Origin of the sequence: Halioglobus japonicus, assembly GCF_001983995.1 — a bacterium.
Lineage (GTDB): Bacteria > Pseudomonadota > Gammaproteobacteria > Pseudomonadales > Halieaceae > Halioglobus > Halioglobus japonicus.
Window position 1 is genome coordinate 2733486 of record NZ_CP019450.1, and the last position, 14559, is coordinate 2748044.

Annotated in this window: 10 protein-coding genes and 1 tRNA gene; 1 reads left to right on the top strand and 10 read right to left on the bottom strand. The window is 57.9% G+C overall.

Annotated elements, in window-relative coordinates; genetic code table 11:
* The first annotated feature begins 27 nt into the window (after positions 1-27).
* Positions 28-2157: a carboxy terminal-processing peptidase gene (locus BST95_RS12870; protein ID WP_084199985.1), complete on the top strand. Its 2130-nt coding sequence runs from the start codon at positions 28-30 to the stop codon at positions 2155-2157.
* Positions 2158-2635: 478 nt separating this feature from the next.
* Here BST95_RS12870 and BST95_RS12875 read toward each other — a convergent pair whose 3' ends face one another.
* From BST95_RS12875 to BST95_RS12920, 10 genes are all read right to left on the bottom strand, one after another.
* Positions 2636-3151 carry a DUF1285 domain-containing protein gene (locus BST95_RS12875; RefSeq protein WP_066059261.1) on the bottom strand — a complete coding sequence of 172 codons (516 nt, stop codon included), beginning with the start codon at positions 3149-3151 and terminating at the stop codon, positions 2636-2638.
* 18 nt (positions 3152-3169) lie between these two features.
* Positions 3170-4354 (bottom strand): phosphoglycerate dehydrogenase, encoded by a 1185-nt coding sequence (locus BST95_RS12880; protein ID WP_084199987.1) that lies wholly within the window; start codon positions 4352-4354, stop codon positions 3170-3172.
* Positions 4355-4362: 8 nt separating this feature from the next.
* On the bottom strand, positions 4363-6243 hold the full coding sequence (locus BST95_RS12885) for a SurA N-terminal domain-containing protein (RefSeq protein ID WP_084199989.1): 1881 nt from the start codon (positions 6241-6243) through the stop codon (positions 4363-4365).
* A 99-nt stretch (positions 6244-6342) separates the two neighbouring features.
* Positions 6343-6618 (bottom strand): HU family DNA-binding protein, encoded by a 276-nt coding sequence (locus BST95_RS12890; protein WP_066059270.1) that lies wholly within the window; start codon positions 6616-6618, stop codon positions 6343-6345.
* 178 nt (positions 6619-6796) lie between these two features.
* Positions 6797-9208, bottom strand: coding sequence for an endopeptidase La (gene lon / locus BST95_RS12895; RefSeq protein ID WP_084199991.1), 2412 nt, complete (start codon positions 9206-9208; stop codon positions 6797-6799).
* A 117-nt stretch (positions 9209-9325) separates the two neighbouring features.
* Complete coding sequence (gene clpX / locus BST95_RS12900) at positions 9326-10618, bottom strand: ATP-dependent Clp protease ATP-binding subunit ClpX (protein ID WP_066059276.1); 1293 nt, start codon at positions 10616-10618, stop codon at positions 9326-9328.
* 112 nt (positions 10619-10730) lie between these two features.
* The gene (clpP, locus tag BST95_RS12905) at positions 10731-11372 is read right to left on the bottom strand and encodes an ATP-dependent Clp endopeptidase proteolytic subunit ClpP (RefSeq protein WP_066059280.1); all 642 of its coding nucleotides are present in this window, start codon (positions 11370-11372) and stop codon (positions 10731-10733) included.
* Between the two features lie 82 nt (positions 11373-11454).
* Positions 11455-12786 (bottom strand): trigger factor, encoded by a 1332-nt coding sequence (tig, locus tag BST95_RS12910; protein ID WP_084199993.1) that lies wholly within the window; start codon positions 12784-12786, stop codon positions 11455-11457.
* A gap of 69 nt (positions 12787-12855) precedes the next feature.
* Positions 12856-12940, bottom strand: a tRNA-Leu gene (locus tag BST95_RS12915).
* Positions 12941-13107: 167 nt separating this feature from the next.
* Positions 13108-14388 carry a cupin domain-containing protein gene (locus tag BST95_RS12920; RefSeq protein ID WP_084199995.1) on the bottom strand — a complete coding sequence of 427 codons (1281 nt, stop codon included), beginning with the start codon at positions 14386-14388 and terminating at the stop codon, positions 13108-13110.
* Between the last annotated feature and the right edge of the window lie 171 nt (positions 14389-14559).

A 14559-nucleotide genomic window follows, 5' to 3' on the forward strand; every position in this document is an offset into this window, starting at 1 on the left:
CGAGTTGGTACAAACATTTTGAGTACAATGCGCACCATCGCGGCCCTGGGCCGTAACACGCTTCTCGGCCTGGCACTGATTGCACCGGCCACACCCTCGCTTGCCCTGATCGAATACAGCGACGCCCAGCGGGAAACCATCGTCGAACTGGTCGAGCAGCTGGAAGACCGACACTACGCCAAGCTGAAGTATGATGACGAGCTGTCATCCCAGCATCTGGACGCCTACATCAACAGCCTCGATGGCAGCAAAATGTTCTTCACCGCTGCCGACATCGCTGAATTTGAGCAGTACCGCAGCGTCATGGACGACCAGTTGCCCGAGGGCAACCTGAGTGCCGGCTACGCCATTTTCAATCGCTTCCACGAGCGCCTCGAAACCCGCCTTGAGGCAGTTCTGAGTGATTTGCCCGCCACGGTGGCCGCCATGGACTTCGATATCGACGAGACCTACATGCTCGATACCGATGACCGCCCCTGGGCCGACAGCCAGGACGTCCTCGACGATCGCTGGCGCAAGCACATTAAGAACCAGGTGCTCGGCCTGCGTCTGGCGGACAAACCCACCGAGGAAATCCCCGAAACCCTGGATAGCCGCTACCGCAACCAACTCAAGCGCGTCCAGCAGTACAACAGCCAGGACGTGTTCCAGATTTACGCCAACGCCCTGACCGAGCTTTACGACCCACACACCAATTACTTCTCGCCGCGCCGGTCCGAGAACTTCAACATCAACATGAGCCTTTCTCTGGAAGGTATCGGTGCCGTATTGCAGGTGGAAGACGAGTACACCAAAGTCTCCCGCCTGGTGCCCAAGGGCCCCGCTGACAAGCAGGGCGAACTCCAGGCCTCCGACCGTATTGTCGGTGTCGGCCAGGGCGACGACGGTGACATCGAGGATGTAATTGGCTGGCGTCTTGATGAAGTAGTCGAACTGATTCGCGGTCCCAAGGATACCACCGTGCGCCTGCAGGTGATTCCGGCCAAGTCCAAGTCCACCGATGAGCGCAAGACCATTACCATTGTGCGCAACAAGGTGAAGCTGGAGGAACAGTCGGCCCAGAAGAAGATTCTCGAAGTGCCCAATGGCGATGAGGTCCTGAAAGTCGGCGTTATCGACATCCCTGCTTTCTACATCGACTTTGAAGCCATGCGCCGCGGTGACAAGGACTACAAGAGCACCACCCGCGACGTTAAGAAATTGCTGCAGGAACTGCAGGAAGAAGGCATCGACGGCCTAGTCATGGATTTGCGCAACAACGGCGGCGGCTCACTTCAAGAGGCCAATGAACTGACCGGCCTGTTCATTGAATACGGCCCCACGGTGCAGATTCGCCACTCTTCCCGCCGTGTATGGCGCGACGGCAAGCGCCTGCGCAGCGAATACTACGATGGCCCCCTGGTGGTACTGATTAACCGCCTGAGTGCTTCCGCATCGGAAATTTTTGCCGGCGCCATTCAGGATTACGAGCGCGGCATTATTGTGGGCGACCGTTCCTTCGGCAAAGGCACTGTGCAAACGCTCACCCCACTGACCGAGGGGCAGCTGAAAATCACCGAGAGCAAGTTCTACCGTATTTCAGGCGACTCTACCCAGCACCGCGGCGTCGTACCGGACATTACCTTTCCGTCCGTATACGACCCTGAGCAGATCGGCGAAAGCTCCCTGGATCACGCCCTGAACTGGGACCAGATCAACGGCGTGCGCCACCGCCGCTACGACGACCTCACTTCGGTATTGCCACGGATTACCACGTTGTTCAAAGAACGCTCAGTGACCAACCCTGACTTTGTGTTCCTGGAAGACCAGATCGCCCTCGCCGCCCAGACCCGGGAGCTCAAGGAGCTGCCCCTGAACGAAGCGGCCCGTATCGCACTGCGCGAAAGCCAGGAAGAGAAAGCCCTGGCTATCGAGAACAAGCGCCGGGTTGCCCTGGGTGAAGAGCCTCTGACGTCACTCGACGAGGAAGAGGAAACGGATGAGGACGCGAGCGATGAAACGGCTGAGTCTGAAGTTGCCGATGCTGAAAGCGATGAAGCAACTGACGAGGAGGACGATAACGACGTCCTTCTCACCGAAGCGGGCAACGTGCTTGTGGATGCCCTCGTGCTGAAGCAGCAGCGCTATGCGGCGCATTCTCCGCCTGCTGAAGAGTAAGCCCGCTGTGCGGTTGGTTTCTTTAGCTGGCCGCACCTCTCTCTAGGCCGGTGCCTCAGATTGGTTCGTTATCGCTAGCCGCCCCACCGCGGCGTTTTATTGTTCGTCACGGCCACCTGCCCCGCTTCGGCGGCTACGGCCGTGTGGCAACTCGGAGTGGGATTGCTGCGCAATCCTCAAGCACTCCTCAAAAACTCCCCACGGAAAGCCCTTCGCCGCCTCCCGCTGCGCAGACGGTGTGGCCTGATTGTTCCGAACAACCAAAGCCGGCGGCGGTGCTCTGATCTGGCCATGACTAGAATTTCTTGCGTTCTAGCAGCCCGTTGAAAGAGCTGAACAGAGGCCTGTGGCTGGGAGTGAGGCTTCCGAAATCGTGCGAAGCCATGGATGGCGCAGCCCGAAACGCCCACGGACGGCTTGCAGTGCTTTCGGAAGCCTCACTCCCAATCACTGGCCGCATAGCCAGCTGAAACCAGAATCATTCGAGCAAGGAAAAGGAATAATCGCCGCTAACCACCATGCCATTAGCGTCAGCAAGTTCCACAAGCCGATACCAGGCATTTCTGGAGAACAACGCCGTGAGCCCATGCCACAGCGTAACACCCGCCACATTGTCTCTCAGCGGCTCCAGGAACAACGTATGCGCCTCACCAACGGTGAGACTCCGCCCGGTATTCAAGGTGAGCTCGAGTGTGTTGTTCGAAGAAGTGATGTCGGTAACGATAAGAGGATGCAATTCCACCTGTAGCCGCCACTTCTCGGCCGGCGTAACCAGGTAGTAGTCGCCGTCTTCTTCGCGACGCAGAATGCTGGCAAACAGCTTGAGAAGAGATTCACGCCGGATCGGGTCGCCCTCGTGCAGCCAGGTCCCGTCGGCGAGTATGGTAATGTCGATATCGCCAGACAGCGGCGGGTGCCACAGGTGCAGAGGCGGCGCATCGAAGTTGCGCTTGGAGGCGAGCTGCTGCTCTATCTTGTCAGGCGGGTCAGACATGGCAACAGCCCCAGCGAGTCAGTCGCAGTCGCCAATCAGGCGAACGTTGATCACGCCTTCCAGCGCGCGCATTTTTTCCAACACCTCATCTGAGGCATGGCACTCAATGTCGATGAGGTTGTAGGCAATGTCTTCGCGGCTCTTGTTGAGCATGTCGATGACGTTGATATTCTCATCAGCAAGAATGGACAGCACGCTGCCGAGGATTCTCGGGACATTTTCGTTGGTTACCGACAGACGGCAACCGGTGACACGCTCCAGGATCAGGTTGGGGAAATTCACCGAGTTGCGGATATTGCCGTTCTCGAGGAAATCCCGCAGCTGGTTGGCCGCCATAATCGCGCAATTGTCTTCTGCCTCTTCGGTGCTGGCACCAATGTGCGGCATAAGAATGACATCGTCGCGACCGATCAGGCCCGGTGACGGGAAATCGGCGATATACTTGCGCAGCGGGCCGCTCTCCAGCGCCGCGAGCAAGGCGTCTTCGTCGACAATTTCCTGGCGAGCAAAATTCAACAGGCAGGCGCCTTCACGCATGGCCGCCAAGAGCTCTGCGTTTATCAGACCGCGTGTGGAATCGAGTACCGGCAAATGCAGAGAAATGTAATCACACTTGGCAAACAGCGCCGACAGTGTATCTGCGCGCTGTACCTGGCTGGACAGGCGCCAGGCGGCCTCTACCGACAGCGCAGGGTCGTAGCCGATCACGTCCATGCCCATAGTGAGCGCCATCTCGGCCACCATGGAGCCAATAGCACCGAGGCCCACAACGCCCAGGGTCTTGCCGACCAGCTCACTGCCCTTGAATTCCTTCTTATGGGCCTCGAGTGTCTTGTTCAGTTCCGCCTTGTCTGTCGTGTTGGCCAGGGTTGCGACATAGTCGATACCTTCGACGATGCCACGCGAGCCCAGCAACAGGCCTACCGCGACCAATTCTTTCACGGCATTGGCATTGGCGCCCGGTGCATTGAACACGGGGATGCCGCGCTTGCTGCAGTCAGCCACAGGCACGTTGTTGGTGCCGGCACCGGCGCGGCCGATGGCGAGCACTGAATCCGGGATATCCTCGGACTTCAACTTGTGGGAGCGCAGCAGAATCGCATCGGGATGCGCGAACTCGCTGGCGACTTCGTAGTCTTCCCGCGGCAGTCTTTCCAGACCCTTAACCGAGATCGCGTTAAGGGTAAGAATTTGCTTGGCCATGGTTATCCTTAGATTACGGTTATGTCAGCGCTGGCGCGCTTACCCTGTTGGTATTCAGCGTCCAGCAGCTGCCCTGCTTCGCCATTCATCTGCTGGCGCAACGCCGTTTGTTCGGCCTGCGGCATGCGGCCGAGATCACCTTCATTAACACGGTCAAGTTCATAGACCAGCGCATCACCGGTCACACTTAATACGTAGTCAATGCTGCTTTGGCCTTCAGCGGGCGCGGCAAGGCCGAACGCGCTACCCAGCACTTCCTGGGGGACGACAAGGTTGCGCCGATGGGCACCCAGCTCTACCTGCCACTCATAACCTTCTGCATTGGCCAGCTCTTCCACCGATGCGCCATCTCGCAGGCCGGCAACCGCTGCTTCCGCGGCGGCGCTGACTGCCTCACGGGCCCGCTCGGCGGAAATCAGGGCAACAATTTGCTCACTGACAGCTTCCATTGGCATGACTGCTGCCTCGTTGTACGTGTTCACACGCAGCACGACCCAGTGTTCCGGGCTGAGTTCGATAACTTCACTGTTGTAGCCGGCATTCAGTACGTCGTCAGAAAAGGCTGCCGAGATCAGCTGGGCATTGCTGAACAATTCGTCCTGCGAGGTTCGGGTGACGCCCGCAGCCTGCTCGACTTCCAGCTCAAGCTCCCCGGCAGGGGAACCCAGGTCCTCGGCGTTAAACGCCAGATCCTTGAGGGTCTCTACGGTACGCATCAGCTCGATCCGCGCATCGGCCATGGCAACGCGCTCTTCGAGGTCCGGGCGCAACTGTTCGAAACTCGGTGGTTCACCTTCACGGCGATCGGTGACCTTGATGATATGAATACCTGCCTCAGTCTGTACCGGCTCGGATACCTGGCCGACTTCAAGTGCAGCAATGGCCTGCTCCATTTCCGCGGGGAACGCTTCGCCAGCGGTGTAACCGAGATCGCCACCAAAGTTGGCCGAGCCAATATCGTCCGAGTATGTCTGGGCGACTTCGCCGAAATCGGTGCCTTCTGCCAGCTTGCTCTGCGCCTCGGCGACCCGGGCCGCCCAGTCTTCAGCGCTCTCGTCATCGCGCTGTTCGAACAGAATGTGTGCTACGCCACTCTCGGTCTGATACTGGCTGGCCTGCAGCTCTTCCTGGTAGGCATCCTGCAGCGCGGTGTCATCCACCGGCTCGCGGAAATCTTCGGCGCGCAGTTCAATGAAATCGATATCCACGGACTCCTCAGACAGGAATTGCTGGCTGTTTGCCTCGTAGTAGGCCGCAATATCGGCCTCGGCGACAGTCACTTCAGCCTTGAACTCCGCCAGGGGGATGGTCATGAAGCGAATATCACGCTGCTCACCCGCCAGGCGCGCATTGAGCGCCAGTTCAGCAGGTGTCGCAAACTCACTGCCTGCGAGTCCGGCACGAGCCTGACCAACAATGAGGTCATCCGACAGTGTGGCCTTGAAAGACAGTGGCGTGTATCCGGCGTCCGACAAGGTGCCGCGATACAACTCAGGCGAGAACTGACCGCCCACCTGGAATTGCTCCATCTCACCAATAATGGTGCCCAGCTGGCGATCGGAAATCGTCAGACCCAGGCCCTCTGCCGCCTGCACCATCAGCTTGCGCTGGATTAGCCCTTCCATCACCTGGCCCTGGATCAATTGATCGTCGAGCAATGTAGGATCGAGGTTGTCGCCCATCATGGCAATCAGGCGCCGCTTTTGGTTGGTGACAGCCTGCTGTACTTCCTGCGGACTGATCTCTTCGCCGTTGACCTCAGCAACGCCACCACTGCCGCCGCTGAGCAAAATCGACTCCACCCCAAACAGGGCGAAGGCAGCGACAATAACGCCGACGATAATCTTGGAGACGGTGCCCTGGGCGTTTGCCCGAATATCTTGAAGCATGGTTTCTCTCTCGGGGGACTAAAAAAAAAGCGCACCGTTGAGTGCGCCTTTTTGTCTCGCCAGTAGCCCGATGCGTTAGCGCGGGCCGACTAACAGGACTTACGAGTTAACGGCATCCTTGAGCGCCTTGCCAGCTTTGAAGCCGGGGACGTTGGAAGCTTTGATTTCGATGGTGGCGCCGGTCTGCGGGTTGCGGCCTGTGCGGGCTGCGCGATGCTTAACGGCGAAGGTGCCGAAGCCTACCAGAGAGACCTGGTCGCCTTTGGCGAGTGCTTCAGTGATGCTGTCTACAACAGCGTCCAGCGCGCGGCCGGCAGAAGCTTTGGGCAGGTCCGCTGCAGCGGCAATTGCATCAATCAGTTCAGTCTTGTTCACACTTATCCCCTTGGAATTTTAGTCAGGTGAAATTTTAGTCTTTTAGCCCGGGGGGGCGTTCGAATTCGGTTTGCTGTCATTTGCCCGAAACCCTTGCTGCGCTTAGGTTTCGGGGGTGGTGATCAGACGCACGACTTTATAACAGAGCGGGAATCCCGGTCAACGAAAAAGCCCGCTGCTAGTGCGTATTTATGCGATTTTTTTCCTCGTCGGTCGCTTCCTTGGTCGCGGCAGCGGTACTGGCAAGGTAGTCCTCATCACTCAGCGGCTCGGGCATTGTCTCCAGGGCCATGGAAAGCACTTCATCAATCCATTTCACCGCCTTGATATTCAGATGCGCTTTGATGTTATCCGGCACCTCTTTGAGGTCGCGCTCATTCTCTTTCGGGATAATAACCGTCTTGATACCACCGCGGCGGGCTGCCAACAGTTTCTCTTTCAGGCCACCGATCGGCAGGACTTCTCCGCGAAGCGTGATTTCACCGGTCATGGCCACATCGGCGCGCACCGGAATATCCGTCAACACGGAGACCAGGGCGGTGCACATGGCGATACCCGCACTGGGGCCATCCTTGGGCGTAGCGCCTTCGGGCACGTGGATATGTACATCGTGCTTTTCGTGGTAGTCCGCAGGAATACCAACAAACTGGGAGCGACTGCGCACCACAGTGTTGGCCGCCTGAATCGACTCCTGCATCACATCACCCAGGGAACCGGTCTTCACGTGACGGCCCTTACCGGTGACCGCTACCGCTTCGATGGTCAACAGCTCGCCGCCGACCGATGTCCAGGCCAGACCTGTCACCTGACCAATCTTGTTCTCTTCCTCGGCGATCCCGTAGTTGTACTTCCGTACGCCCAGCAGATCCGGCAGCATTTCAGCGGTCACCTGACTGCCGCTCTCCATCTCCTCGAGGGTAATGGCCTTGACCATCTTACGGCAGACCTTGGCGATCTCACGCTCCAGGGAACGCACGCCGGCCTCGCGGGTGTAGTAGCGAATGATGTCAATGACCGCGCCATCATCCAGGGTGATCTCGCTTTTCTTCAGTCCGTTCAGCTTCAGCTGTTTGGGAATCAGGTAGCGCTCGGCAATATTGAGCTTTTCATCCTCGGTATAACCGGGAATCCTGATCACTTCCATACGGTCGAGCAATGGACCGGGGATGTTCATGGTGTTCGATGTGCAGACGAACATCACATCCGAGAGATCGTAATCGACCTCCAGGTAGTGGTCGTTGAACGCGTGGTTCTGCTCTGGATCGAGCACCTCAAGCATAGCTGAAGCGGGGTCGCCGCGGTGATCCATGCCCATTTTGTCGATCTCGTCGAGCAGGAACAGCGGGTTCTTGACGCCGGACTTGGCCATTTTCTGGAGTAATTTACCCGGCATGGAACCGATATACGTCCGGCGATGGCCGCGGATTTCCGCTTCGTCGCGCACACCGCCCAGGGCCATGCGCACAAACTTGCGATTCGTCGCCCGGGCAATGGACTCGCCCAGCGATGTCTTACCCACACCGGGAGGTCCTACCAGGCACAGCACGGGGCCTTTGACCTTGCGCACTCGCTTTTGGACCGCCAGGTACTCGATAATCCGGTCTTTTACCTCGTCGAGCCCATAGTGATCCTCATCGAGAATCTTGGTGGCGCGCTTCAAGTCGTGCTTGACCTTGCTGCGCTTGGCCCAGGGCACGCTTACCATCCAGTCGATGTAGCTGCGCACCACCGATGCCTCGGCAGACATGGGCGACATCATTTTCAGCTTGCCCAGTTCCGCTTCGGCTTTTTCTTTGGCCTCGGCAGGCATCTTGGCTTCGTCAATACGGGTCTGGAGTTCGTCGAGCTCGTTTGGCGCTTCGTCCATCTCGCCGAGTTCTTTCTGAATCGCTTTCATCTGCTCATTCAGGTAGTACTCGCGCTGGCTCTTCTCCATCTGCTTCTTAACGCGGCCGCGAATGCGTTTCTCCACCTGGAACAGGTCGATTTCCGCTTCCATCAGGCCCATCAGGTGCTCGAGGCGCGTCTTGATATCTGCGATCTCAAGAATGCGTTGCTTCTCTTCCAGATCGACGCTCATGTGGGCCGCAATGGTGTCAGCCAGGCGACCGGGCTCATCGATGCCGGTCAGGGACGTCAGCACCTCGGAGGGAACTTTCTTGCTGAGGTTGACGTATTTCTCAAACTGGGTGTTGGTGGAACGCAGCAGGCCCTCGACTTCGGCGTCGGGGATGTCATCGCTGACGATTTCCTGGACCTGGGCTACGGCGAAGTTGTCGCCCTCTTCCACCGCTTCAACGGAGGCGCGATAGCCACCTTCCACCAGCACCTTAATGGTGCCGTCGGGAAGCTTCAGCAGCTGCAGAATGTTGGATACGGTACCAATCTGGTAAATATCCTCGGCGCCAGGGTTGTCGTCTGCGGCATTGCGCTGGGCGACCAAAAGCACCTGCTTGTCGTTGGCCATGGCGTCTTCCAACGCCTCGATAGACTTCTCCCGGCCGACGAATAGCGGTAATACCATGTGCGGATATACGACCACATCGCGCAGGGGTAACAGGGGGAGTTCAATTGCTGAGGGAAAACCCATAACTATCTCCGGGTTGGGCGGGGTTTAAGGCCTTGTCTTCCGGATATGGGGGCACGGTCCGAAAATACAAGCACCCGCTAGCAAGTGTAGCCCGGCTGCGCCGGGCTACCAGCTTGTTTATTCTTCTGTGGATGCGGCTCGAGCCGCAGGTTCGCTGTTCTGGTAGACCAGCAGAGGCTCGGAGTCGCCGCGAATCACAGATTCGTCGATGACAACTTTGCTGACATCATCCCGTGAGGGAATGTTGTACATGGAATCCAGCAAAACGCCTTCGAGGATGGATCGCAGGCCCCGCGCGCCGGTTTTGCGCTCCATGGCTTTTTCAGCCACAGCCCGCAGACCGTCTTCGCGGAAGTCCACTTCAACCCCTTCCATTTCAAACAGCTTGCTGTACTGCTTTGTGAGGGAGTTTTTGGGTTCCGTGAGGATTTGGACCAGCGCATCGGAATCGAGTTCCTCAAGCGTTGCAATCACGGGCAGACGGCCCACAAATTCAGGGATAAGGCCGTACTGGACGAGATCTTCCGGCTCGAGCTCAAACAGCAGCTCGCCGACGTTACTGGTCTCGTCCTTGCTCTTGACCTCGGCGCTGAAGCCGATGCCACCCTTCTCAGAACGATTGCGGATCACCTTGTCCAGGCCGGCAAAAGCACCGCCACAGATGAACAGGATGTTGGAAGTGTCGACCTGTAGGAACTCCTGTTGGGGATGCTTGCGTCCACCCTGGGGCGGCACCGAAGCCACCGTACCTTCGATCAGCTTGAGCAGCGCTTGCTGTACGCCTTCACCGGAAACGTCACGGGTAATTGAAGGATTGTCCGACTTGCGGGAAATCTTGTCGATTTCATCGATGTAGACAATACCTACCTGGGCCTTCTCCACATCATAGTCGCACTTCTGCAGCAGCTTCTGGATGATGTTCTCAACATCCTCACCGACATAGCCAGCTTCAGTGAGCGTGGTGGCGTCGGCGATGGTAAAGGGCACATCTAGCAAGCGCGCCAGCGTTTCCGCCAGAAGTGTCTTGCCCGATCCAGTGGGGCCGACCAGGAGGATATTACTCTTGCCAAGTTCCACGTCGTCGCCGCGGCCCTGGCCGTGACGTAGACGCTTATAGTGGTTATAGACCGCCACCGACAGCACTTTTTTGGCGCGCTGCTGGCCGATCACGTATTCATCCAGGATGGCCTTGATTTCCTGGGGTACCGGGAGGTGGTCCTGCTGGCCGTCACCGCTGCTTTCCTGCACCTCCTCACGGATGATGTCATTACAGAGGTCGACGCACTCGTCGCAGATAAATACCGACGGACCAGCGATCAGTTTGCGTACTTCGTGCTGGCTCTTGCCGCAGAAGGAGCAATACAGCAGTTTGCCGCTGTCATCGCCAGAAGTGGTAGTTTCGTCGCTCATTAAGACGCCCTATACACAATATATGGAAAGTCTCCGTCTCCGGAGACTGTAAGATGATGTTTTTTAGCGATTATTGCAAGCCCTGTTAGGTGCTTTGGACAGGTTCTGTAGCCTATTCCGAAGCACCGCCGCGGCTGGTCACAACCTCGTCAATCAGGCCGTATTCCATGCTTTCGTGGGCGTTCATGAAGCGATCGCGCTCAGTATCGCGCTCGATGACCTCAAGCGGCTGTCCCGTATGCCCTGCCATCAGCTCATTGAGCTTCTGGCGAATGATCAGAATTTCCTTGGCCTGGATCTCGATGTCAGTGGCCTGCCCCTGAGCACCGCCGGAGGGCTGGTGAATCATGGTGCGGGCGTTAGGGAGGCAATAACGCTTGCCCTTGGCACCACCGCAGAGCAGAAAAGCCCCCATAGACGCTGCCTGACCAATACACATGGTCGACACGTCGGGCTTAATGAACTGCATGGTGTCGTAGATCGACAAACCCGCGGTCACACTGCCGCCGGGAGAGTTGATGTAGAGGTGAATGTCTTTGTCGGGGTTTTCCGACTCAAGGAACAAGAGTTGGGCCACGATCAGGTTGGCCATCTGGTCCTCAACAGGACCTACGGCAAAGATAACGCGCTCTTTCAGCAGGCGGGAGTAGATGTCGAATGAGCGCTCCCCGCGAGAGGTTTGCTCCACCACCATAGGCACCAGGCCCAGGTTGTTAATGTCTTGAGAATTGCGCCCGTCTGGCTGAAATGGCATAGCTCATCGTCCCTAGTATTTCTTCTGTGGTGTATACGGGCGGCGGCGTCAGATGGCCCACCGCCCGGCGGGAGATACGGTATCAGGCTTCCTCTTCGCCCTGCTCGGCAGGTGCGATTGCTTCCTGATAACTGCACTCCTTATCCACTATCTTGGCACTCTCGAGGAGTTTTTCAACCACCTGGTCTTCAAGAACTTTGGATTCAACCGTCGCCAGCTGCTCCTGGTTCGAGTAGTACCAGTTGATCACCTCTTCAGGCTCCTGGTAGGTAGAGGCCATTTCCTCAATGGTGGCGCGGACTTTGTCACCGTCTGCCTTCAGCTCGAACTTGTTAATCAGCTCAGACAGCAGCAGACCCAGCTTGACGCGCTTCTCGGCATTTTCGGTGAACATATCGTCAGGCAGCAGGGATTTCAGGTCGAGATCCTGGCCTGCGGCACCGCCGAACTGCTGGAACATCTGGTTGCGCAGCGCATCGACTTCCTGAGCAATCAGCGCCTGGGGGATTTCCAGGGCATCGTGAGCATCGATAACCGCATCCATAACCTGCTGCTTGACCTTGGATTCGATGGCGTTCTTCAGTTCGCGGGTCATGTTCTCGCCCACTTCCTTGCGGAACTGCTCTTCACCGCCCTCTTCTACGCCGTACTTGGCGAACAGCTCTTCATCGAGCTCGGCGGGGGACATTTCCTGAACGTTCTGCACAGTGACCTTGAATTCAACTGCCGCACCTTTCAGGTCTTCGCTGTGGTAGTCCTCGGGGAAGGTCAGCTCGAGCGTCTTCTCTTCGCCGGCAGACATACCCACGATACCGTCTTCGAACCCGGGGATCATGCGGCCGGAACCCAGCTCCAGCTCAGAGCCCTCAGCGCTACCGCCCTCAAACGCCTCGCCGTCCTTGGTGCCGGCGAAATCAATGATGACCTTGTCTTCCAACGCTGCGGGACGCTCGACGTCAGTCCAGCTGCCCTGCTGCTTGCGGAATACTTCGATGATCTCGTTCACGTCTTCGTCTTTGACTTCAGCGACCGGGCGCTCTACATCAAAGCCGCCGAGCTCGGCCACTTCAACGTCGGGGAATACTTCAAACGTCGCCACGTACTCGAGGTCTTTACCGGCTTCGAGCGACTTGGGCTCGATGCTGGGCTGCCCGGCAGGGCGCAGTTGTTCCTGTACCACAGCTTCCTGGAAGGACTGGCTCATGACTTCGCCCAATACTTCCTGGCGCACACCCGCACCAAAGCGCTGCTGCATGACCTTCATGGGCACTTTGCCGGGGCGGAAGCCGGGCAAACGCACGTTTTTTGCTGCCTTTTTCAGGCGGGTAACCACTTCTGCGTCAACGCGCTCGGCGGGTACGCCAACTGTCAGGCGACGCTCCAGGCCGGAAGTCGTCTCAATAGAAACCTGCATGGTATTTCCTCATAAATCGAAAAGTCTGTGGTGCCCGCCTCTTTTCCGAGGCGGCACCTGCCAAAAATATGGTGCGGAAGGGGGGACTTGAACCCCCACACATTGCTGCACTAGAACCTAAATCTAGCGTGTCTACCAATTCCACCACTTCCGCGCGTAAGCCCCTCTGCCCCGGGTGTGGGGCCAATACCTAGAATCCGCTGCAGCTTTCTGCACCTAACTAATTGATTATTAGGAAAGAAAAACGCCGCAGGGGCGGTAATTGGAGGTCTCGCAAGGGCGCAGATTCTGCCACAAAGACAGCACCGGTTCAACCGCTCATCAACGCGGTAGTGCCTGCAAGAGAATCAGGGGGCCCACCTGGGGCGAAAGCCGCCGCCCGGCAGGCAATAGAAAGGCCTCCTCGGGGTCGAAGGTCATGCCGTCGACCGCCAACCTGCCCTCGACAACCATGACCAGGCTATAGCTTTCCTGTGCCGGAAGATCGCACTGCGCACCAGTCTCGACCCGCACACGCCGCACCTCAAAGTCAGCGAAGTCGACAATGCGCTCTATCTCAACACCTGCTGGAGACGCCAGAACCTCGAATATGCCCTGCTCCGGCGGCTGCAGGCACATGTTATCCAATGCCTCCGAGGTATCCCAATGATCCTGGGTTAACACGCGCTGGGCGAAGGAGAGGATCTTGCGCTCATAGACGGGGGTCTGAAACTCGATGGTGCGCACACCGTGCTGCAGCGAATGAGGCATACGCAGCGGAACCACCACCACATCCCCGGTGCGCAGCGGCCGCAAGTGGGTAAAGGCATCCATATCGGCGCGCAGTCGCGCCTCACTCTGGTGCAATTCCAGGCTGTCAGCTCCCGCATCAATTTGACGACGCACAGCCTCATAGCGCTGAACCGCGTCAAGATACTCGCGCCGAAAGGCCGCCTCACTGCCCGCTGCGGCAATTTTCTCTACAGCGAAGCCGTAGCGAATCGCGCCGACGCCGTCCGGCCAGGCCTCGCGGTCCACATGTGTCACCACGTAGACCTCGCGCTTTTCTTCATGCATCTCGAAGTAGAGATCCCCTACCACCTCTTGTGCGGACGGGTCGAGAATCTTCAGCAATACCAGTGGCTCACCTGGCGCGCCGCAGCCCTCGGGCATCACCGCCTGCAGCCATGGAATAGGCACCTGCCGACCGGCGCCACCAAAGGCACACACGCCGCGCTCCTCAACACCGGTAAACCAGATCTCCTGCCCCCAGGGCTTGGGGATACAAGTCGGCAGTAGCGGCAGTACGCCGCCGGCAGTTGCTACATAAAGGTCGTGCTCCTCACCCCATGCGGTCAGTTGTGCCTTCGCACTCGATTCGGTCGAGCGCAAATCGGCGTCGGTGACCGCACTCAGCAGCACCTCGTTATCAATGCGATAAATGGCGGTTAGCGCCACAGGCTGAGCGCCCTCAAGCCACCAGCTGACAAACTCAAAATCAACCAGCAGCAGGCGGCCGCCCGTTTCGCCCTCACGCCAGGCCGCAAGCGCCTTGGCGGGATCGCCGGTGCGATAATCGATGAAGTGCCTGTCGATAACCGAGTGCCCCAAAATCAGCTCCATTTCAAACCGCGAAGTATAGCCCCGTCGCGGCCTTTAAGAACGTCGCAGCACGCGCAGGCTGGCCGCGAAACGCGAGTCTATATACCTGAATATAATTTAATCAGCTTTACTTATTACGAAATATGTTAAAAAACCGCCACGCAAGCTGTGGAAAATTACCAGAATTGAGCG